At 41.6% G+C, this 21,315-nt stretch carries 20 protein-coding genes and 2 tRNA genes; 8 read left to right on the plus strand and 14 right to left on the minus strand.

Annotated features, from left to right (window positions below; translation table 11 throughout):
- The first annotated feature begins 1 nt into the window (after position 1).
- A complete protein-coding gene (locus tag HUS61_RS16035; RefSeq protein ID WP_135923124.1) occupies positions 2–1,171 on the plus strand; it encodes a monodechloroaminopyrrolnitrin synthase PrnB family protein in 1,170 nt (389 codons plus the stop codon).
- Positions 1,171–2,289: an aminotransferase class V-fold PLP-dependent enzyme gene (locus HUS61_RS16040; RefSeq protein ID WP_175083132.1), complete on the plus strand. Its 1,119-nt coding sequence runs from the start codon at positions 1,171–1,173 to the stop codon at positions 2,287–2,289. Before HUS61_RS16035 ends, HUS61_RS16040 begins: the two co-directional genes overlap by 1 nt.
- Here the strand turns inward: HUS61_RS16040 and HUS61_RS16045 are convergent.
- The 5 genes from HUS61_RS16045 to HUS61_RS16065 all read right to left on the minus strand — a co-directional run bounded on the left by HUS61_RS16045 (position 2,261) and on the right by HUS61_RS16065 (position 4,307).
- Positions 2,261–3,025 carry an MBL fold metallo-hydrolase gene (locus HUS61_RS16045; RefSeq protein WP_175083133.1) on the minus strand — a complete coding sequence of 255 codons (765 nt, stop codon included), beginning with the start codon at positions 3,023–3,025 and terminating at the stop codon, positions 2,261–2,263. The genes HUS61_RS16040 and HUS61_RS16045 overlap by 29 nt on opposite strands.
- Positions 3,026–3,094: 69 nt before the next feature.
- The gene (locus HUS61_RS16050; RefSeq protein ID WP_175083134.1) at positions 3,095–3,595 is read right to left on the minus strand and encodes a DUF4124 domain-containing protein; all 501 of its coding nucleotides are present in this window, start codon (positions 3,593–3,595) and stop codon (positions 3,095–3,097) included.
- 108 nt (positions 3,596–3,703) lie between these two features.
- A tRNA-Ser gene (locus tag HUS61_RS16055) sits at positions 3,704–3,796 on the minus strand.
- Positions 3,797–3,849: 53 nt separating this feature from the next.
- Positions 3,850–3,940, minus strand: a tRNA-Ser gene (locus HUS61_RS16060).
- Positions 3,941–4,166: 226 nt separating this feature from the next.
- Positions 4,167–4,307 (minus strand): hypothetical protein, encoded by a 141-nt coding sequence (locus HUS61_RS16065; RefSeq protein WP_166341396.1) that lies wholly within the window; start codon positions 4,305–4,307, stop codon positions 4,167–4,169.
- A gap of 324 nt (positions 4,308–4,631) precedes the next feature.
- Here HUS61_RS16065 and HUS61_RS16070 point away from each other — a divergent pair, with 324 nt between their 5' ends.
- A complete protein-coding gene (locus tag HUS61_RS16070; protein ID WP_175083135.1) occupies positions 4,632–5,480 on the plus strand; it encodes a diacylglycerol kinase family protein in 849 nt (282 codons plus the stop codon).
- A gap of 53 nt (positions 5,481–5,533) precedes the next feature.
- On the opposite strand, the gene HUS61_RS16075 is transcribed toward HUS61_RS16070, so the two are convergent.
- Positions 5,534–6,463, minus strand: a complete 930-nt coding sequence (locus HUS61_RS16075) for a DMT family transporter (protein WP_054563712.1) — start codon at positions 6,461–6,463, stop codon at positions 5,534–5,536.
- Positions 6,464–6,564: 101 nt separating this feature from the next.
- Between HUS61_RS16075 and HUS61_RS16080 the strand changes: the two genes are divergently transcribed.
- The gene (locus HUS61_RS16080; RefSeq protein ID WP_175083136.1) at positions 6,565–8,007 is read left to right on the plus strand and encodes a PLP-dependent aminotransferase family protein; all 1,443 of its coding nucleotides are present in this window, start codon (positions 6,565–6,567) and stop codon (positions 8,005–8,007) included.
- A gap of 66 nt (positions 8,008–8,073) precedes the next feature.
- Here HUS61_RS16080 and HUS61_RS16085 read toward each other — a convergent pair whose 3' ends face one another.
- Positions 8,074–8,874 carry a YggN family protein gene (locus HUS61_RS16085; RefSeq protein WP_054563710.1) on the minus strand — a complete coding sequence of 267 codons (801 nt, stop codon included), beginning with the start codon at positions 8,872–8,874 and terminating at the stop codon, positions 8,074–8,076.
- A 391-nt stretch (positions 8,875–9,265) separates the two neighbouring features.
- On the opposite strand from HUS61_RS16085, the gene HUS61_RS16090 reads away from it, so the two are divergent.
- Positions 9,266–9,454, plus strand: a complete 189-nt coding sequence (locus tag HUS61_RS16090) for a PA3496 family putative envelope integrity protein (protein ID WP_082389337.1) — start codon at positions 9,266–9,268, stop codon at positions 9,452–9,454.
- 52 nt (positions 9,455–9,506) lie between these two features.
- Here the strand turns inward: HUS61_RS16090 and HUS61_RS16095 are convergent, their stop codons facing one another.
- The 3 genes from HUS61_RS16095 to HUS61_RS16105 all read right to left on the minus strand — a co-directional run bounded on the left by HUS61_RS16095 (position 9,507) and on the right by HUS61_RS16105 (position 11,100).
- Positions 9,507–9,989 carry a glutathione peroxidase gene (locus HUS61_RS16095; RefSeq protein ID WP_054563709.1) on the minus strand — a complete coding sequence of 161 codons (483 nt, stop codon included), beginning with the start codon at positions 9,987–9,989 and terminating at the stop codon, positions 9,507–9,509.
- 107 nt (positions 9,990–10,096) lie between these two features.
- Positions 10,097–10,396 (minus strand): AzlD domain-containing protein, encoded by a 300-nt coding sequence (locus tag HUS61_RS16100; RefSeq protein ID WP_063700605.1) that lies wholly within the window; start codon positions 10,394–10,396, stop codon positions 10,097–10,099.
- A complete protein-coding gene (locus HUS61_RS16105; protein ID WP_282658943.1) occupies positions 10,393–11,100 on the minus strand; it encodes an AzlC family ABC transporter permease in 708 nt (235 codons plus the stop codon). The genes HUS61_RS16100 and HUS61_RS16105 overlap by 4 nt, the downstream gene beginning before the upstream one ends.
- A 137-nt stretch (positions 11,101–11,237) precedes the next feature.
- Here HUS61_RS16105 and HUS61_RS16110 point away from each other — a divergent pair, with 137 nt between their 5' ends.
- Positions 11,238–11,888, plus strand: a complete 651-nt coding sequence (locus tag HUS61_RS16110; RefSeq protein WP_175083138.1) for a cytochrome b/b6 domain-containing protein — start codon at positions 11,238–11,240, stop codon at positions 11,886–11,888.
- Between the two features lie 221 nt (positions 11,889–12,109).
- Here the strand turns inward: HUS61_RS16110 and HUS61_RS16115 are convergent, their stop codons facing one another.
- Together HUS61_RS16115 and HUS61_RS16120 are read right to left on the minus strand one after the other, a co-directional pair.
- Positions 12,110–12,562: a cytochrome c gene (locus HUS61_RS16115; RefSeq protein WP_054554627.1), complete on the minus strand. Its 453-nt coding sequence runs from the start codon at positions 12,560–12,562 to the stop codon at positions 12,110–12,112.
- Positions 12,563–12,665: 103 nt separating this feature from the next.
- On the minus strand, positions 12,666–13,136 hold the full coding sequence (locus HUS61_RS16120; protein WP_175083139.1) for a DUF2721 domain-containing protein: 471 nt from the start codon (positions 13,134–13,136) through the stop codon (positions 12,666–12,668).
- Between the two features lie 244 nt (positions 13,137–13,380).
- Here HUS61_RS16120 and HUS61_RS16125 point away from each other — a divergent pair, with 244 nt between their 5' ends.
- Both HUS61_RS16125 and HUS61_RS16130 read left to right on the plus strand, forming a co-directional pair.
- Entirely contained in the window at positions 13,381–16,782 is a 3,402-nt protein-coding gene (locus HUS61_RS16125; protein WP_175083140.1) for a S8 family serine peptidase, read from the plus strand.
- Positions 16,783–16,911: 129 nt separating this feature from the next.
- Entirely contained in the window at positions 16,912–19,077 is a 2,166-nt protein-coding gene (locus HUS61_RS16130; protein WP_175083141.1) for a S9 family peptidase, read from the plus strand.
- Positions 19,078–19,098: 21 nt separating this feature from the next.
- Here HUS61_RS16130 and HUS61_RS16135 read toward each other — a convergent pair whose 3' ends face one another.
- A complete protein-coding gene (locus HUS61_RS16135) occupies positions 19,099–20,574 on the minus strand; it encodes a HAMP domain-containing sensor histidine kinase (RefSeq protein ID WP_175083142.1) in 1,476 nt (491 codons plus the stop codon).
- Complete coding sequence (locus HUS61_RS16140; RefSeq protein WP_175083143.1) at positions 20,574–21,299, minus strand: response regulator transcription factor; 726 nt, start codon at positions 21,297–21,299, stop codon at positions 20,574–20,576. Before HUS61_RS16140 ends, HUS61_RS16135 begins: the two co-directional genes overlap by 1 nt.
- Positions 21,300–21,315 lie beyond the last annotated feature (16 nt).

The raw sequence follows: 21,315 nt of genomic DNA on the forward strand, positions 1-21,315 counted from the left end.
TGTGACTGAGAACACTAAGGCATTTGATAGCTGGCTTCGCACCCGTTTTGTTGAGATCAACAGCGAATTAGAAAAACTATATTGGCAACAAGACGATAAAGCGAATGTAGAGGGTGTCGGTGAGCACCTTAAACGTCAATTAGAGCAAGAAGGTAATGAGCATATTCGTGCCTTACTGGCAGAGGGCAATACCGATGAAGGCTTTGATAATGCCTTTGACTTATTAGGTAATGTTGGTTTGTATATGGCGGCATGCCGTCGACATGAAATCACTGAGCCTTCTCGTGAAACAAGTTCACCGCTTGTTGAAGCCTCTGCGTTGGCAATGCACATCGGTGCATCTATTGGTGTAACCCCGCGTTTTGCAACGGCGCATTTAACCACCCACAATAAAGCGGTTGATGGTTTGTATAAGCGCTTTACTGACCTTGAAGATGAGAAAATCTTTGTCGATTACAACACCAAGGGCATTTTAGCGTATAAGCGCGCAGCAGATGCTTTATTAAAAATTCAGCCGTTAGGGATATCGCACCCTATCACGGCTGATTTACTGGCAGTAGCAAAACAAGCGCTGCTTGATGTGATTGAGTCGAACAATACGTTATACAACAAGCTCGATACAGACCGCTTTTTCTATTGTGTACGCCCGTATTACAAGCCGTATCGAGTAGGTAAAGAGGTATATCGTGGCGCGAATGCTGGTGATTTTGCGGGCATTAATGTTATTGATTTACTGCTTGGTCTTTGTTTTGCTAATGAACCTAGTTACTCGCAAATGCTGGTGGATAAATTCTTGTATATGATGCCTGAAGATCAGCAGATCCTGCGTGAAAGCATGCGTATGACAAGCATTATGGATGACTTTTTAGCAGCAGAAGCTGAGCGCGATAGCGAATGGTTACAAACTAACTTAAAGCTGTTCATTCAAGTGTGTAAACTGCATGGTGATACAGCCATTGGCCACCATAATCAGTTGGTCAGTAAATACATAGCGCAGCCTTCACAGCAAATGCAGCAACAACATATGGATAAAGTCACAGCCAGTGGGCCGCCTTTGCATGTGTTACTTAACTCACTAGAGCAGTTACGTGATCGCCGTGCGGCAGCAAAAAGGGACGATATTCGAACTCGGTTTGATGATTTAACTAAGTTAAAACAGTGGATTAAGTAATGAACAAAAACGATTTTGTAATTCCACAAGGCAGCTATTTGCTCAACCACTCTGTGGGGCGATCCTTAAAATCTGCTGAGCAGCATTTTCATCAGCAGTTTTTTGCTGCTTGGCAAAATGAAAATAAAGAACCATGGCAACAGTGGTTGCAAGGTGTTGAGGCATTTACGAGTAGTCTCGCTAAATTATTTAACTCGCAAAGTGAGTTATTTTGTCCACAAGTTAACTTATCGAGTGGTTTAACCAAGCTGTTGATGTCGCACCCACGACTGCAACAAGAAAATTGCAAAGTGTTAATGGCAGAAAGTGACTTTCCAAGCATGGGTTTTGCGATGCAAAAAGCCCTACCTGAAAGTGCTGAAATCGTGTTTATTGGTAAGCATGAAGATTTAACTGATGCGCAGATTTGGCAGTCATATTTAGCGAAAAATGATATTGATTTAGTCTTTATTAGCCATGTTTATTCAAACACGGGTCAGCAAGCGCCTATTAACGAAATTATCAATATCGCAAAGCAACACAACACATTGAGCTTACTAGATGTTGCGCAGTCTGCGGGTATTTTAGAGGTCGACTTAACTAAGCTTGATGCCGATTTTATGTTGGGCTCGAGTGTTAAATGGCTATGTGGTGGACCGGGTGCTGCTTATTTATGGGTTAACAGCAAGCAGCTATCACTTTGTCAGCCACAAGATGTTGGCTGGTTTTCTCATCAAAATCCGTTTGAGTTTGATATTAAGCACTTTGCTTATCATCAAACCGCGTTACGCTTTTGGGGCGGTACCCCTTCAGTTGCACCTTATATTTTGGCTTCGCATAGTATTAATTACTTTGCTGATCTTGGTATTGAGAAAGTACGCGCTCATAACTTAGCAATGCTCGCTCAGTTTCATGATCAATTAGCTGATTATATGCGCTCACCTATACAGGCTGACAAATGCTCTGGTACGGCTATTATGCATTTTGGCGAGCAACAAGCGGCTGTTAAAGCTGCGCTTATTGCAGCGAATATTGCGGTTGATGAACGTCACTTAGGCTTAAGAGTCTCTGCTCATATTTATAATGATCAGCAGGATATAGATACTTTTATCACGGCTGTGAAAAGCGCTTTAAATTAAGTGCTTGTCGAGCCTTTGCTTTAACGGAACGCCAGTGCGTCATTGGTTTTTCGGGGACCAGCGCTAAAATTTGCTCAAAGTCGATGTCATCAATACTTACTTCGTTGCTGTGGGCAAACATAATCCGTTTTGGTTGTAGCGCTTTTAGCATCAACAAAGAGCTTAAATACAGCTTTGGGTAAAAAACAGGAAAGGGTGGCACAAGCTGCCCTTTTACTTTTACTAGTAAATCAGCAATGTAAATTCGCTCGCTAGGAATATGATACAGGCTAATATCTCGGTCAGTGTGACCTGGGCTATGTAGTGCTTGCCAATCGTCAAAGCCGGGTAGGGTTGCATCAGTAGCAAGGTAATAATCTGCATCTAGATGGCGGCTGTACCAAAGGTTGTGGCGTTTTTTATTTAACCTACCTGCGACCCACCAAGCCAAAGCGATATCGGTTAAATGCATTAAGAAACCATCAATGCCTCTATACCATTGACCTGGAGCATTCGACGTCGCTATTTTGCCGCCGCTTAACTTTCTTAGTGCATGCGCTCCACCGGCATGATCTGGGTGCATATGGGTGACAACAATCAGTTTTAAGTCAGTGATGGGACGCTTGAGTTGTTCGGTAATATAGTCAAATACAGTATCAACATCAGCACGGCAACACCCATCAAGCAGCATCAATTTATCTGGATATTCAACTAAATAGATATTTTGAATATAACCTTCGAGCGTGTGAATGTGCAAAACAATTGATCCCTAAACTAAATCAGCAAATGTTGTTATATCATGTCTGACCAGTTTTGGTAAGTTAAGCTAATTGGATTGCGTGCCTCGCTCTTTGAGCTGCTTTTTGTTTTCTTCTAGCTGTGCTACTTGTTTTTCGAGGATGCTGATTTGGCTTTTATAGTAAGCGTTAATACGCTCACTTTGTTTGCTGATAGCATCATCAATAGAGGCTGCGCCTAACCTATTTGCGGCATCTTGCGTCATATTATTGAGTTTATCGATGCGCTCACTTTGTTGTTTTTGTAGTTCTTTAATTTCTAGTTGAAGGCGGTCTATTTCACGATCGGCTTTTTGAATTTTTAAATAATCTTCAACACTTAAGTCGGCAGGCTTTTGTGGTTTTTGCGGTTGCTCTGTAGCTGGTGTTTGGCTACTTGCTGGTGGCGGTGCAATTTTCACGATTACTGCATCTTTTCCACAAGGCTGCTCTGTAAAAGTGGCAACCCCGTCAATCATGCACTTATAAATAGTGGCTTGACTGTAGGCGCTGGCAAATAGGGCAAGAGTAAAAAATGCAAAACGAAACATAGCATCACTTTGTGTAGCAAATAGATACTTAGCATGCATGAAATATAATGAAGTGTGCAAGTTTTCGGGCATAAAAAAACCGCTTAAAAGCGGTTTTTAATAATAAAATGGTGGAGAAGGAGGGATTCGAACCCTCGATAGAGCTACAAACCCTATACTCCCTTAGCAGGGGAGCGCCTTCGGCCACTCGGCCACCTCTCCAGCGCATAATTCTGATTGTAATTTGCTGAAATTAATCAACAAATAAAAATAAGTGGTGGAGAGATAGGGATTTGAACCCTAGAGGGGCTACAAACCCCTGCCGGTTTTCAAGACCGGTGCATTCGACCACTCTGCCATCTCTCCACATCGTGATGCGAGAATAATACTTAGCTGAATCGGCTGTGTAAATAGGAAAAAGTTTGTTTGCTTGTTTTTTGAGCGTAAAGAGGGAGTTTTTTGTAAAAAGGTTTAATTAATTGCTGTTTTTAACTTAAAAGAAAGGGTTGGAGCAGTAAACGGAGGAGCTAAAGAAGGATCTTCGTTAGTGGTTGGGTGTTTACTGCACCGATAAAGTAACCATGGTTGGGGATTACTTGTGTTGTACTGCGCCGCCAAGAGCTAACTTTTTGCCATAGCGATTTAGTTTTGCCAACATTTTTGCTTTGCGGTTTGTTGGTTTTACGGCAACATGAGTTGCAGCGTTTTGGTTTAATGTATTAATTGGGTTCATTACTTTGCTCCGGGTTGTGTTTGGTTGAAAACGTGAGTATTTTGCAATCAAACTGGACAAAAATAAAACGATAAAAATTGAGTCTGTCGGATAACTTTTTCTAATCCAAAATCCTTTTATTAACATGGGGTTAAGTTTTTGTCCAAGTGATGTATTGCATGGTTATGCAGTTTCTTTAACGCTGAAGTGTAGGTAAATAAAGGTTTTTAGTTTTTATTATTTTTATTTATGCGTTTTTAGAGTGAGAAAGTGACTATTTATTCAGATTAATATAATTTGAACGAGTGTGGTGTTTTTGCCATGCAAGAAAAGAAGTAACCGTTGATGTTGATAATAATAAAGCCAAGTGACAAAAAAAATCATAAAAACAGTGTTGATTGGCTACTAAAAGAATGTAAAAAAAGACAGATTGAGCCTAAATTGTATTTAACCACAGGCAAGTTTGAGAATGATTGCGCTGATATAGCGCTTTTGGCTAAAAACCAAACTCAAGTTGTGGTGATTGGTGGTGATGGGACGCTGCATTTAGCCGTTAATGCATTAATGATGAGTCGCTGTTCTATCGCGTTAATTCCGGCAGGCACAGGAAATGATTTTGCTCGTGGCTTTGCGTGTAAACAACAGGCTTGGTATGACGCTGTTTTTAATAGCCGTACAGAGTTAATCGATGTTGGACAAATCAATCAGCGCTATTTTATTAATGTGGCGGGAATAGGTTTTGACGCTGAAGTCGTGACTCAACTAAATAAAGCCGGAAGTTTTAGCTCGTTTGGCTACACTTGGCAGGGCATCAAGCAGCTATTTTCATTTAAGGCACAGTCACTTCAGGGTGAGTTTAATGGTAAAGCACTCAGCTACAGTAATTTAGCGACGATTTTTGCTAATCATCATTACTTTGGTGGTGGCTTAAAGATTGCCCCTCAGGCAAAGTTAAATGATGGTCAACTTGATTGCTACTGCATGCCAGCTGGCGGTTTGTTGAAAAACCTGATCAGCTTTTTGTATTTACTGCTCGTAAAGCATCATGGTTTGCAAGCGCTAGAATATACCCAGTTAACAACTGCAGAGGTCACCACGAAAGGGTTGGCTATAGAAGCCGATGGTGAGCTTGTTGGTTTTACTCCGGCTAAAGTTAAGATTCACAAACAAGCACTTCGTTTTCATATGCCATAAAAAAGCGCCGACAAACTTGCCGGCGCTTGGTGTTAGAGGCGACATAGTCACTTCTAACTGGGGACGGAGCTTTTTTGCTGTAGGTTACGTGCAGCAAAAAATGCTTTAATTTGTCGAGTAGGAGTCAGCACGATAGCATTACCGAATAACACCAAGCTAAATCCCATAAAGGTATTCGCTTGCCATTCAAATCCTTCAAATAAAGTACTTAACACCACTGCAACCAGTGGGAATAATACGATTACATAGCTTGCGCGCTCAGGGCCGATGTTTTTAAGTAGCGCGAAGTAACAAGCAAATGCGATTACGGTGCCAAACACTGCTAAGTAGAAAAGCGACACCCAATAGCTACTCGGGGCGTTCAATGTAAGCTCAACATCACTTACTAAAACATAAGCTGCTAGACCTAAAGCGCTGTATAACATACCCCAGGCATTGCCTTGAAGTACGCCAATGTTACGTTGTGAATTTCGAACACTGACCATATTCCCCAATGAAGCCACAAAGGTTCCAGATAGCGCAAGTAGTAACCCGACCAACGCACCATTACTCAAGTCGAATTGCTGAATTTGTGGCCAAAACAAGCTGGCAATACCCATTACGCCGAGTAGAGCGCCAAAGTAAATTCGTTTCGCAATTGGCTTTGCGAAGAACAAGCGGGTGTTAATAATGTTCATCAATAGCAACATCGAAAACGCAATTGAGGCCATTGCTGAGGTGAGATAGTTCTGCGCCCAATACAGCACTAAATAATTTAAACCAAAGTTAAATAAGGCTAATAAAGCAAAAAATCCGTGATCACGCAGTGAATAATGCATAGGTAGCTTTTTCATGAGCACAAAGGCCCACATTAAAATAGCTGCAATGGCAAAGCGGTAAAATAAAGAGACCTCAACAGCGACATCACCTAGTTGAAACTCAATAGCTAGCCAAGTCGATCCCCAGATCAGTACTGTAGCAAGGTAGAGAGCGGCGCTTTTCATAGTTAGTACCCAAAAATTGAAAGTATGTTCATTTTAATCCTCTTCTGTATACTTAACATATACAGAAAACTAGAAATGCAACCTATACAGTTTGGTGGGCTATGTCACAAGTTATCAGTCGTAGTAACAGTGAGTTCTTATATCAACAAGTTATTCAGCTAGTTAGAGATCTTTGCTTGCAAGGCTCGTTATTACCGGGTGAAAAGTTACCTTCGCTCAGAAAAATGGCAGACAAGCTCAACATCAGTATTCCTACTGTAAAACAAGCGTATCAATTACTTGAAGGGCAAGGATTGATTGAAGCAAGAGAAAAGTCAGGGTACTTTTTAAAGTCTTCACAGTTAAATCAGTCACGACCAAAGCGAGTTAGGCTCAGTCGAGAGCCGACCACAGTCAATAAGCAAGGCTTGATTGAGCAAGTCTACAGCGCTATCCATAAAGCTAATGTGGTGCCATTTGGTATCGCCAACCCTGTAGCCGCTGCACCTACAGATAAAGCACTGGCACGAACAATGCGCCGAGTAATGACATTAGCGGGCGCATCGGCAATTAATTACGGGCCGATGGATGGCTTTGCACCACTTAAAAAACAACTCATTCATCGCTATCTGGATTTTGGCATTGGGGTTGATAGCGATGAATTAGTGATCACCAATGGTGCTCAAGAAGCGTTGGCGATTGCCCTTAAGTGTGTCGCTAAACCCGGTGATGTTATTGCTATCGAGTCGCCTTGTTATTTTGGCATTATCGAATTAATTGAAAGCTTAGGTTTAAAGGCACTGGAAATACCGCTGTGTCCTGATGAAGGAATATGGCTAGATGACTTGGCTCAAGCACTCGATGAACATGATATAAAAGCCTGTGTGTTTTCAACCTCATTAAATAACCCTGTTGGCAGTTTTATGCCTGATGCCAAGCGTGAGCAATTAGTGGCACTTTTAGAGCAGCGTGATGTGGCGCTTATTGAGGATGATGTTTATGGCGACTTACATTTTACAGCTAAGCGTGCCACTCCTGCACAAGCTTATTCAAAAAAGGGCTTAGTGATCACCTGCGCGTCGTTTTCAAAAACAGCTGCTCCCAGTTATCGCATAGGTTGGATCATTGCCGGTAAGTTTGCTGAACAAGCAAGACGACACAAACGCGCGCTTAGTTGCTCCGCGCCACTTATAAACCAGTGGACCTTGTATGAGTTTATAGCTAGCGGTGAGTACGACCGTAACATTCGTTTGCTTAGACAGCGCTTAAGTACCAACAAAGAGCGTATGATTTGGTGCCTGCAGCAATATATGCCAAGTTGTGCGCGTATAAGTAACCCGCAAGGGGGCTGTGTTATCTGGGTTGACCTTGGTAGCCAATATGATGCGGTAAAGTTATTCCATTTGGCACTTGAGGCGGGGATCAGTATTACTCCAGGGTTGATATTCTCAGCGGGTAAAAAATACCGTAGCTGTTTTCGTTTAAGTTATGGCTTGCCTTGGTCTGAAAACTTAGAGCAGGCGATTAAAACGTTATCGCAGCTGACTGTGCTGGCCAAAAAATAAAAAAGCGCAGAGCAAGCTCTGCGCGAAAGGACCAAGTGTTTTGGTTCAGGGATGTTAATTAGTCAATTACTCTGCATTCTGTTTGAAAGTAAATAGTTGATACTCTTTTAGCTCTGGTACTAGAACCACTAGCTCTTGCTCTTTATGAGCGATGTCAGCAAAGCTGCCGCATAATGCATCTGCACGCTCTTCAAGTTGAGCTGCCTGTGTTTCTACACGAGCTTCGATTTGTGCGCCCATGTTTTCCATACGTTGCTCAAACTCATCCATGTCGCCACCTGAACCTAAAAGTTCAGAGCCTAGCGCCACTAAAATACTACCCATCGATTGCATCATGGCTGACTCGACAGCCGATTCGATTTGCTCATCGAATTGGTCTTCAAAGTTTTGGCCAAATTTTTCGAAATTTTGCTGACCCATGGTGAACGCACCTTGCTGATAGAAAGCGTTTTGTACTTCTACGCTGATATCGTCCATTAATTCTGAAATGTCGCTTAGGCCATCAATATTGAAAGCATTTGATACTTCTTCGATGGCTACACCAGCTATTTTTACACCATCAAGTGCGATATTTGCTACTTCAGGAAGTTGGCTGCGTAAGCTGTCTGAGTAATCTGCAATTGCTTGCTGTTGTGAAGCATCAAGCGACACGCTTTGACCATCGATATATAAAGTGTGTTGATCGATGATTTTCATAGTGCGATTATCGGCTGTGTATACTTCTAACTCGCTTGGTGTAATGCGTACATCATTTATAAATTCAACATCACACTGCTCACCGCTGAATGAAATATTTGTATCATTATCGTTATGAGCCATTGCGCCGGTAGCGATAAATAAAGAACTTACTAACAATAACTTTTTCATTTTTTTCTTTCCTGTTTGAAATGACACAAATACATAATCAAATTGAATGCCAAAATTTATAAATTCAATTAATTCAAAATCTTGCTGTGTTTTGAGGCTTTTTCAAAAATTGCGGGGAATAACTTTTTAACCATTTTTTAGTCAAATTAACTAAAAAATACACATGCATAAATGACTTTTATCGAAACGATAAAAAACTCTCACTTTTCAGAAATCAAATTTAGCGCTATTTATTCACAATATTGACATATGACCTATTTAGCATGGGTGTATGGCTTTATTTTGGTGGTTTTTTAGATACTAAATTACTACTGAGCTTTTTAATCTTTGCCAATTCATCGAGCAAATTTTAATCTCAAGAATTGGTCTCAAACACTTTATGGAGTGGGTTGTGGGTAAGACATTTAGTTATGACGCGCTAGATGACGATTTTGTTGAAGACGAGTACGAAATGGTCGGGCGTAATCAACACGACAAGAAAAAGCAACGCGTTAAGAAGAAGTTGGAAGACTATCTTGAACAAAAACGCTTGCGCAGAAACTTAGGCGATGACGACTTTGACGAGTACTTGAACGACTAAGCATAAATTTAGATAAAGAGGCAATTTGCCTCTTTATTGCTTTTAGACCTTGTTATTTGCCCAGTGCTGCTGCGATGTCTGACTCTAGCTGTTCAGGTTTTGTCAGTGGCGCATAGCGCTTAATTGCCTTGCCATCTTTACCAATTAAAAATTTGGTGAAGTTCCATTTTATTTTGCGGGTGATAAATCCCGGTAACTCTGATTTTAGGTATCTAAAAACAGGGTGAGCATGTTCGCCATTCACATCGACTTTGCTCATCATTAAAAAGCTAACGCCATAGTTAATTAGGCAGCCTTCTTTAATTTCCTTCGCATCCCCAGGCTCTTGTTTACCAAACTGGTTACATGGAAAGCCAATTATTACTAAGCCTTGCTCATGATACTTTTCATGCAGTGCTTGTAAGCCTTCATATTGTGGAGTGAAACCGCATTTACTTGCTGTATTTACAACAAGTACGACCTTGTTTTCAAAATCAGAAAAGTCAACGGTTTGGCCTTGTAGGCTGGTGGCAGAAAGTTGGTGAAATTCGCTCATAATGATAACTTTTTATTATTGTTGCATTGATTCTAACTTGCTTGGAGTTTTTCTAAAAGGGTAAATTTTAATCAGCGGTTTTTCTTACTTGGCGTTAAGTATCGCAGCTAACTTAAAATTATAAATAATCCCATTCCTGCCAGTGTTGTGTAGTATATGTTATGTGTTTTATAAGCCACGATAACAGACACAATAGCAGCACTTAGATAAGGGTTTTGCCAGTCTAGATTTATCCCTTCGTCATTAATAAACACAATGGGCACCCAAATTGCGGTGAGTACGGCTGGGGCGCTAAAACTTAAAAATTGCTGCATTTTCGGGCCGACTTTAAACGGTAATGCGCGGTGCAAAAATAAGTAACGTGTGAAGAAGGTGATACACGCCATTAATAAAATGGTGGTCATCATTGTGTATGCTCCTCTTTTGCTTGCAAGCGACTAATTAGGTAGCCCACTGTCATAGCGATAAGAGCCGCGGTGACAAGCCAAAGTTGAAAGCCCTGACTTTTTAATAGTGTTGCTACAACGCCTGCGGTGATCACTGTAGCCAGTGTCGCAAGGTTCTTTACACCCGGAATAACTAAAGCAATAAACGTGGCAGCGATGGCAAAATCAAGGCCAAGGTGTGTTAAATCGGGAAGGAGGCTTCCTGCGACAATACCTAGTAAGGTCCAGATATTCCAGGCAATATAAAAACTAAAGCCGGCACTGAGTGCGTAAATAAGGCGAACTTTTGTGCGGTAGGCTTTGCGATGGTGCGAAAAAGCAAATAATTCATCCGTCAGTACAAAACTCACTGGTAGTCGCCAACGAAAGGGTTGATCTATGACTTTGTGGCGAATAGCTAGACCATATAAAAAGTGCCGTGAGCTAATAATGAGTGTGGTAAATAAAATAGTTAAAAGCGGCGTATTGCCTGCCATTAATTCAATCGCAACGAGCTGTGCTGAGCCTGCAAATACCAACAACGACATAGCTTGTGTTTCTAAAGCACTGAAGCCATTTTGAACTGCTAACGAGCCACATAAAATTCCCCAAGGTAACACCGCAAGGCATAACGGGAGCATGTCGAAAAATCCTTTTAGCAAGGCTCTTATTGTTGATTTATGCATCTTATCGCTCATGTTTGTTGTTATGGCTCAGATCAAAACAGCTGAAATAGAGGTGTGTCAAAATAACTGAAGTTTGCAATAATGTATAGCCGAGCCTGTTGCTGAAATCATTAGCGTCTTTTAAAGGGAAAGTTACAATGTCAAAAGTTAAAGTATGGGATGGCTTTATAAGAAGCTTCCATTGGTTATTAGTTGCGGCCATCGCAACCCTCTATTTTAGTGCTGAAGAAGGTATGTTGGAGCTGCATTTTGCTGCAGGCTACTTCACTCTAGCGCTTATTATTACACGCCTTGTTTGGGGCCTTATTGGTAGTAAAACGGCAAAGCTGTCTGCACTGATTCATTCACCAATCGCCGCAATTAAATCGTTTACAAGCAATGAACATAAGGCGGGTCACGGCGCGGCGGGGAGTTATATGGTGATAACCTTTTTTGCGTTACTTATTGTACAGCTAACCTCTGGCTTAATGACTAGTGACGATATATTAACGGATGGTCCACTAGTCGAGCATGTATCCTCAGATACCGTAGAGTTTGCCGGTTGGTTACATCACTTAAACTTTGACATTTTGTTGTATGCCATTGTGTTGCATGTATTGGCGATTGTGATTTACCGCATTAAAGGAAAAAACTTAGTGAAACCTATGCTAACGGGTAGTAGCGAGCAAGTTGCGGTTACTGAGCCTGTTACTAAATCACCGTTGGTAGCTTTTGTTATTTTTGCAGTGTGCTTAGTGGTGCTATTTACGACTTGGGGTGCAGAGCCCCTCAGCTATTTGCTTGGCTAGGTAATCTAATACCAATCCGCAATAATACTTAATCATTTTGAGGGATAAAACCTGTCGCTACCTGCGTTAAAAATTTCTGATTTAGAACAAACTAAATAACGAAATTTTTGCCTTGCTATCAACGAGGTTCTATTACCTCAAAATAGACCACTTAATTAAGCGAATTGGTATAAGACATTAAAAAAGGCGCTAATAAGCGCCTTTTTAGTTCAAATTTTTAACTAGTCTTTGAAAGATTTATGGCAATCTTTACAGCCTTTAGCCCATGCGCCAAATGCTTTGCCAATTACTTTTTTATCGCCGCTTTGTGCTGCAACTGCTAGCTCATCTGCATATTGTTGGAAAGCAACTGCTTTTTTCATAAAGGTTTCGTTGTCGCTCCAAACAGCTGCAAGTGCAGATGTATCACCTTTATCAGAACCCGCTACAAAAGCTTCCCAAGGCATTTTTGATAATGCCGCTGCATTGTTTGCACGCTTTTGAAAACGTTCTGCATCAAAAGGTACTTTTCCTTTTAGCATATCGCCCATGTCACCAATTTGTACGCGGATCATTGAAAATGCTGCCTGACGATACTCGATTGCATCGCTTGGCTCTTCAAATACAGAATTTGCTGATGCGCCTAGTGCCATTGTAGATAGCATTGCGCCTACTACTAATTGTTTTAATTTCATTCCTTTTGCCCCTTAAGATGTCATAAAAGTAAACTAACTGAGTTGTATCTTAGCTCAATATAATATTCAAGTGTATTGCGGTTAATCTTAACTTAAGTTTAATTTAATCATTTATATCTATATCGGCGAAGATCATACCACGGCGCATACTTCTCGTTGCTAAGAAAACCTCGCATAGTAAAGATAAAAACCCACATATCAACAGCGCCATAGCGGCCACAAAGCAGCTAGCAATTGTCACGCTTAAGTTGATCGATTGGATATGCGATAAAAATAGACACATAACCACAGCACATACTAATAAGGCACTGAGTACACTTAAACTAAATGCGATATGAATGCAGCGTGAGCGTTTCAACAGCGCCCTTAGCTCCGTTGTTAATGACTTATTGAAGTCTTCATCAATACTGACTTTAAGTTTACGTTCTAATTGCCGAGCTCTATCGGTGATACGTGCCAAACGATTGGAAAGCACGCCTAATGTTGCAGCAATACCGGTAATTAAAAAGACGGGTGCAACAGCGGTTTGAATTACTTTTGCCATGGTAAGAATGTTGATAACTTCTGAATTCATTTTCAATACTCTATTTAATAAAACTCAACATAATGTTCATTTACAAATGTTTACAACTCTAGCTTGCATCTTTAAATCATTTTAAAACAATACGTTACTTAAACTCAGCGTTCTTTGTTTTAGCTGGATGTAATTCTTATGTAACAGAAATGTTGTTCTTGCTAGGGTTTCCGTTTTATATTGGTTCTGAAACTTTGTTTCAATCACTATTTAGACGATAACATAACATATCCCAGGGGAACCCATGTCTAAAAATCTAATAAAAAGAACTGCAGTTGCTTTGGCTGTAACCAGTGCAATGTGCGCTAGTGCACAAGCCAATGACTTTTCTAAATATAATCTTGCCGGCAAAAAATTAATCCAATCGAGCGCGGTAACTAAAAAAGAACAAAAAGCTCATCGCGAAGCTACAAGCTGGTTAATTAAGCTAAATGCTCCAGCATCAGTTAATGCAAAAACAATGGGCGCGGATGTAGCGTCAATTCAAGCGCAAGCAAAAGTAGCGCAAGCAAGCGTAGAGCAAGCAATCAACAGTATGGACTTGCCTGTACAAGTTGTCGCTAAAACATCAACATTAGTAAGCTCAATCGTAGTCAATGGTAATAAGCAAGATGTTGCTAAGTTACTATCGAACTCTCAAGTTGAGGGCATTTACCCAGTATACGATTATGAATTGCATGTTGCTGACAGCGCTGACTATATTGAAGCAACTCCTTTAGTATCTAATGGTTTAGCAACAGGTGAAGGTGTTCGCGTTGCTGTGCTTGATACAGGTATTGACTACACTCATACCGCTTTTGGTGGTGCGGGTACTGATGAAGCATATGCTGCAGCGATTGCAGACCCTGCGTCAGTAGATTGGCCACAAGGTAAGGTGTTAGGCGGCTACGACTTTATTAATGATGATGCTGACCCTATCGATGTGACAACTAACCACGGTACACACGTTTCTCACTCTGTGAACGGTATTGCGCCAAACGTAGATTTATTCGTTTACTCTGTGTGTAATAGTGGCTGTCCAGGTCTTGCGCAACTTTTAGCTCTTGAAAGTGCGATGGATCCGAATGGTGACGGTGATATGAGCGACCGTGTTGACGTTGTAAATATGTCACTAGGTGGTGATTACGGAGATATTGCCAACGATGCTGTAGGCTTATTCATCAACCAAGCAGTTAAGCTTGGCACAAACGTTGTTATCTCTGCTGGTAATGACGGTGCATACCCGTTCATCGTTGGTGGTCCAAGTACAACTGAAAACGCTCTTTCAGTAGGTGCAATGACTCACCCTACAGGTGAAGAATCAGTTGGTAGTGGTACAGTTAATGGTGAAGAAGCGATTGTGCAACCAGCCAGCTTCGGTCCACAAACCGCATTCAGTTACACCAGTGACAACCTTGAGCTAGTTTACCCTGATGCAAACCAAACAGCATGTGAAGCGTTTGCTGATGATGTGGATTTCACTGGCAAAGGCGTAATTCTTGACCGTGGTGCGTGTAACTTCAGTGCGAAAGTATATTACGCACAAGAAAAAGGCGCAGTATTTGTTATTATCGCAAACAACACAGATGATGGTACGCCAGCACCAATGGGTGGTTCTGAGCCACTTGTTACTATCCCTTCTGTAGGCGTAACGTTTGCAGCTGGTACAGCTCTAAAAGCGGGCGGTACATTTAACCTAACAGTTGAGCGTCTTGTTATGTCTGGCGCGATTGCAGACTTCACATCGCGTGGTCCTTCAATGGGCGGGCTGTTAAAACCAGAGATTACAGCACCAGGTGTAAACATCATGACTGCTCATCCTGGTCTTGGTGATGGTCTTACTGGCGCAACAGGTACTTCATTCTCGGGCCCAATTACTGCTGGTGCGGTGAGCTTATTAAAAGAAGCGCTGCCAGAGCGTAACGCGTTTGAAATTAAAGCGACATTAATGAACACGGCAAACCTAAATGTAACTATGGAGCCGTTAGCGATTAACCCAGACGCTGAGCTTGCACCAATTAGTTATATCGGTGCAGGTCTTGTTGATGTAAACAAAGCGGCTAACTTACCGGTTGCTGCTTGGGCTGCAGATACAAAACAAGCTGCGCTTTCGTTTGGTTTAGTAAACGCATCAGAAACAGTTGAGCTTACTAAAACAGTTCAAGTTAAGAACTTCTCTAACGAAGACCAAGTGTACACACTTTCTCTTGAACAACGTTATGCAGACGATGTTGAGCGTGGTTCATTCTCACTTGACTACCCAGAGTCAATTACAGTGCCAGCAGGTCAAACAATGTCATTTGACGTGACAGCAACAATTGATCCTGCAACTCTACCTGAGTGGACTTTAACTGAGGAAAATATTGGTTCTCAAGATGCTACGGCTGATTTAACTAACTTAGAGCTTGATGGTGCGCTAATCTTCTCTGATGGCAGCGATGAAGCATTCCACCTTGTTTATCACGTATTACCAAAAGCAAATGCGGCAATGAGCTTCATGCCAGTTGTGACTGATAACGGCGTTGCACATGAAGTAACAAATACAGGTGCTGTAGCACTTGAGCCAGTGTTCGCGCCAACAGTAATGACTGATGATGTTGATGAAGACCAACGCTTTGACTTAGTGGGTGCGTCAATCGAAACGTTTGCCGTATCGACTGAAATCTGTGAAAGCGGTTTTGTGACATTAACGACGCTTGTTCTAAATGAAGGTATTACTCACTCTTACGTGGGTGGTTTCATGGCTGACTTCGATATGGACCAAGATGGTGTTTACGATGTTACAGTACAAAATGGTAAGTTAGAGTGGTTCTACGATGTTGAGCCGGGCACTGCAATTACCTTTACTCACGGCTATGGTAGTGCTTCTGGTTTCTTAGATAATTATTACCAAATTATCGGTAACAACCACCTCACAATGCAAAGCTGTATTGAAGCATTTGGCCTAACAGCCGATGATATTGGTCGAGCAACTGTAGATGTTCGTTTCCGTACAGAAGAAGAAACATGGACACCAATTGCAACTGAAGAAGGTGATGTTGCAATGGGTACTTACACATTCACAGATGCATCAAGTGATGTATATGCAATGTTTGTAGATGAAGCTGGTGAAGCTGTTAGCTCAATTGAACCAGGTGCTTCAGCTACTTTATACAATGCAGGTGAAGACTTCATGATTCTTTCAGACTCGGGTTCTAAAGCGTATGCTGCAACACCTGAATCAGACTCGAATACTCCACCAGTTGTTGTTGATACTGAGTTCTCTGTTGATGAAAACACTGAAAACGGTACGGTAATTGGTACGCTAGAAGCAACTTATGGTGCTGATTTAGCAAGCCCTGTTACAGAGTTCATTGTAATTAGCTCAAGTTCAACAGCTATTTCAGTAACATCTTCAGGTGATGTTGTAGTTATGAATCAAGACGTACTTGATTATGACGCTGGTTTAACATCAATTGAACTAGAAGTTGTTGCAACTGACAGATCAGGTAATGTTTCAGAGTCTGCTATGGTAACTGTTACAGTTAACAACCTAGCTGATGAAGCGTCTGAGCAACCAGTTGTAGTTGAAGAACCAGAGAAGAAAAAATCTTCTTCAGGTTCACTAGCGTGGCTAACATTACTTGCTGCACCGTTCGCATTTATGCGTCGTCGTAAGCAAAAGTAATTACTTGATAAATAACTAATAAAAGGGAGCTTCGGCTCCCTTTTTACATTGCTTCACAAAGTCTACTTATATATTGCAGTTTTTTTACTTATATTGGAGACAGAATAATAAAACGAATACAGGAATCCCATGAAAGTTGGCCATTCACTTTGCCTTGCGGCACTCTCTTTAGCTGTTCTATCAGCGTGTAATAAAGTCCCAGATAATAAAGAAAAAGCCGTTATTACAGAGCAAGTTCAGGTTGCAGCACCCGTCGCCAAAAAAATACCCCATGAAATGACCATTCATGGAGACACTCGTATCGATAACTACTATTGGATGCGTGATGATAAGCGCAAAGATGCCGCTGTTATTGCCCATTTGAATGCTGAAAATGCGTATGTTGAAAGCAAGTTAGCGCATACACAAACACTACAAAACACCTTGTTCGAAGAACTTAAAGGGCGTATTGAGAAGGATGACGATACCGTACCGACAAAAAAAGGGGAATATTACTATTTCTCACAAACGCGCGGTGATGACGAATACCCGGTTTATGTGCGCAGCAAAGATAGCCAAGGAGGAGGTAAGCAGGTTATCTTAAATGTGAATGAGCTTGCTAAAAATCATGACTATTTTGCCGTAACTGGTTTAGCTGTGAGCCCAAATGGCAATTTGCTGGCTTATGGCGAAGACACTGTGAGTCGCCGTATTTACACAATTAAAGTAAAAGATTTAACCACAGGTAAAATGCTCACAGAGAGCCTTGAAGGCACAGAAGGTGATGTCGTGTGGGCGAATGACAACAAAACCTTTTACTACATCAAAAAAGACCTACAAACGCTGTTAGGCTACCAAGTATATCGCCATACGCTAGGCACCCCGCAAGCTGACGATGAACTCGTTTACGAAGAGAAAAACACTAGTTATTACACCGGTATTTACAAGAGTAAAGACCAACAAGAGATCTATATTAGTCATGGTAGCACCAGTGCATCTGGCGTCTCGGTTATTGATGCTAATGATGTCAAAGCAATGCCAAAACGTTTTATTGAACGCGAAGCAGGGCTTGAATATGACATCAAAAAGTTAGGCGATTGGTATTACATCGTTACTAATTTAAATGCAGTTAACTTTCAACTTATGAAAGTGCACCGCGATAAGGCTCATGATAAAGCAAATTGGCAAACGCTAATTGCTGGTCGTGATAACGTGAAGCTTGAAGGCATCGAGTTATTTAACAATCATTTGGTATACGAAGAGCGAGAAATGGGGCAAACCCGTATCACTATTCGTGACCTTCGTAACCAACAAGAGCAAGTCGTTGCGTTTAATGACCCAACTTATATGGTCTTTAGTTATGGTAATGGTGAGTTAGATAACCCTAACTTACGTGTTTACTATTCAAGTATGACGACGCCAGGCAGCAGCTACGATATCAACCTAGAAAGTGGCGAAAAAACCCTGCTTAAACAGCGTAAAGTGTTAGGTGATTTTAATCCTGACAATTATGCCTCTGAGCGAGTTTACGTGACCACCCGAGATGGTGTCGATGTTCCTGTGAGCCTTGTTTATCGTAAAGACAAGTTCAAAAAAGACGGCTCGAATCCGCTTATGCAATATGGTTATGGTTCGTATGGTGCGACCATGGATCCGAGCTTTTCTAGCTCTCGATTAAGCTTACTTGATCGTGGTTTTGTGTTTGCGATTGCGCATATCCGTGGCTCACAAATGCTGGGTCGTCCTTGGTACGAAGACGGCAAGTTGCTGAAAAAACAAAACAGCTTTAATGACTTTGTTGATGTGACTAAATCATTAGCAGCTCAAAAGTATGGTGATAAGGATAATATTTTTGCCATGGGTGGCAGTGCAGGTGGCTTACTAATGGGGGCTGTTGTGAATCAAGCGCCTGAACTTTATAAAGGGGTGATTGCAGCAGTGCCTTTTGTTGATGTAGTCACGACCATGTTAGATGCTAGCTTACCACTGACAACGAATGAGTATGACGAGTGGGGCAACCCGAATGATAAAGTCTATTACGATTACATGCTGTCATATTCGCCGTATGACCAAGTTAAGAAGCAGGCTTACCCAAATATGTTAGTCACCACCGGCTTACACGACTCTCAAGTTCAGTATTTTGAGCCTGCAAAATGGGTTGCTAAGCTACGTGAATATAAAACCGATGATAACCTGTTGCTGTTCAAAACCGACATGGAAGCAGGGCACGGCGGTGCTTCTGGGCGCTTTAAAAGCTTGCAAGATACCGCTTTATATTACGCCTTTATGCTCGATTTAGCGGGTATCGAAAAATAATAACAACACAGGCATCCGTGATTAAGCGGGTGCCTGCATAGCTAAATTAAAGCGAAATTCACTGCCTTTTCCTAAGGTACTTTTTACGTTTATTTCACTATCCATTAGGGTGAGCAGTTGCTTGCAAATAGCGAGTCCTAAGCCTGTTGAGCCTCGTTTAATACTATTACGAGCCTGATAGTGAGGTTCGAAAATCGCATTGAGTTCATCCTCATGAATACCAACCCCGGTATCAGACACTGCCACGTATAACAGATCACTTTGCTGGCTAACCTTAACAGCAATTTCACCGCCATTTGGGGTATGCCGAATGGCATTTTCGATTAAGTTTGTAAGCACCCGCTCTAATTTTGCGATGTCTGCTGTCACGGTAAAATCGCAGATTTCGGGAATAACCTTGAGTGAAATTCCCGCTGATTGCGCTGTTAGAGCAAGCTTCGCCACACAATCATAAATTAATTCGCCCAAATTAAAGGTTTCAGATTGTATTTTCACTTGCCCGCACTCTAAATTAGCCAGCTCAAAAATTTGTTCAATCAGCTGTTTTAGTTGCTGGCAGTTATCCATTGCAAGGTTGAGATAATGACGTTGCTCGGGCTCGTTTAAGTGGCTATGCGGTTTATTGATCACCTCCAAAAAGCCGTGCAGTGAAGAGAGCGGCGTACGTAAATCGTGTGATAAATGAGTCAGTAACTCACGGCGTTGTTTATCGGCTTGTTGTAATGACTGAAACTGCTCATCAATACGCGCCAGCATGGCATTGACGCCTTTGCTTAAATTGCCAATTTCATCATCAGCTGTGTAGCTAGAATCCAATGACATTTTTGTTAGGCTGTAATTAGCCGTTTCTATTTTATTAAGTTCTTTATTGAGTTTTTTTAACGGTAAAGTGAAAAATCGAAACAACAGCAACATCGCAATAAAGAGCGCAACTAAGGCGGTTATAAACCACATAGCGGCAAGCCAGAGGTTATCATTGGCTTTAATGTTTTTAAGGGTTGTATCGTAAGCTTGCCCGCCAATAATCACGTACAAATAGCCTTGCAGTTGCTGCTGATTATAAACTGGCGCGGTCGAAAATATTTTTACGCCATCCTTGCTACGCGGATCGTCACCATAAATCGGTGTAGCAGTGGGGTTGTCGAGTAGCTGCTGTATTGGGCTTAAGTTTATTTGCTGCCTAACGACTTGCCCCGGTTTAGCTGAATAAGTCAGTAAATGACCTTCTGGGTCTACAAAATAAAACTCAAATGCCGGACCAAGTATCATCAGCGTGTGAAATAAGTTTTCAAGTGCGTCATAGTCATACACACCTTGTTTGATCAGTGGATTGTCATGCACTAAATGCTCGGCTAGTTGGAGGTGCAAGTTTTGCTGAGCATGATGTACCGAGCTTTGTTCTAATTGCTTACTCCAATTTAAAACGAGTGCGCACAACAGGCTAAAAATAAGCACCAATGACCAAGCGAGTTTTTGATATAGCGTCATTGATTTCATTAGTTTGCACTCAATTGACCGGGGTTTAGTTTATAGCCTACCCCCCAAACTGTTTCGATAAAGTTTGCTGGGTGATGTTGCTCAAACTTACTGCGTAAACGGTTTATGTGGGAATTAACCGTATGCTCGTAGCCGCTGTGTTGATAGCCCCATACTTGGTCTAGTAATTGTTGGCGGCTAAAAACATGGTTTGGGTGTTTAGCAAAATAGACCAGTAAATCGAATTCGGTGGCGGTTAAGTTAATTGCTTGGTCAGCTAAAAATGCTTGGTGGCTGGCAAATTCAATGTGTAGTTCTCCAAGTTGAATTGCCGCTTGAGCGCTATCTTCATGGTGTGATTGAGCTGCTATAAGTTGTGACCTATGCCGTAATTGCGTTTTTATTCGTGCTTGTAATTCTCTGGCGAAGAAAGGTTTGCAAATGTAATCATCAGCGCCCATTTCCAAACCAATCACTCTGTCCATATCGCTACTGAGTGCGGTCAGTAAAATAACGGCAATACTTGGGTAGTGCTCTTTAATTTTGCGGCATAAGCTCAAGCCATCCATTTGTGGCAGATTAATATCAAGCAGTACTAAGCCGTAACTTGAGCTGGCAAGCTTCTTTATTGCAGCTTCAGCGCTCGAGGCTTCATCAATATGTAAGTTTAGGCAGTGCAATTGTGTGCTGATAAGTTGGCGGATTGCTCTATCATCTTCGACGATTAATAATTTTTCTTGGCGCATGGCTCACTCCAAATCA

This window comes from Pseudoalteromonas sp. 0802 (assembly GCF_013350085.1).
GTDB lineage: Bacteria > Pseudomonadota > Gammaproteobacteria > Enterobacterales > Alteromonadaceae > Pseudoalteromonas.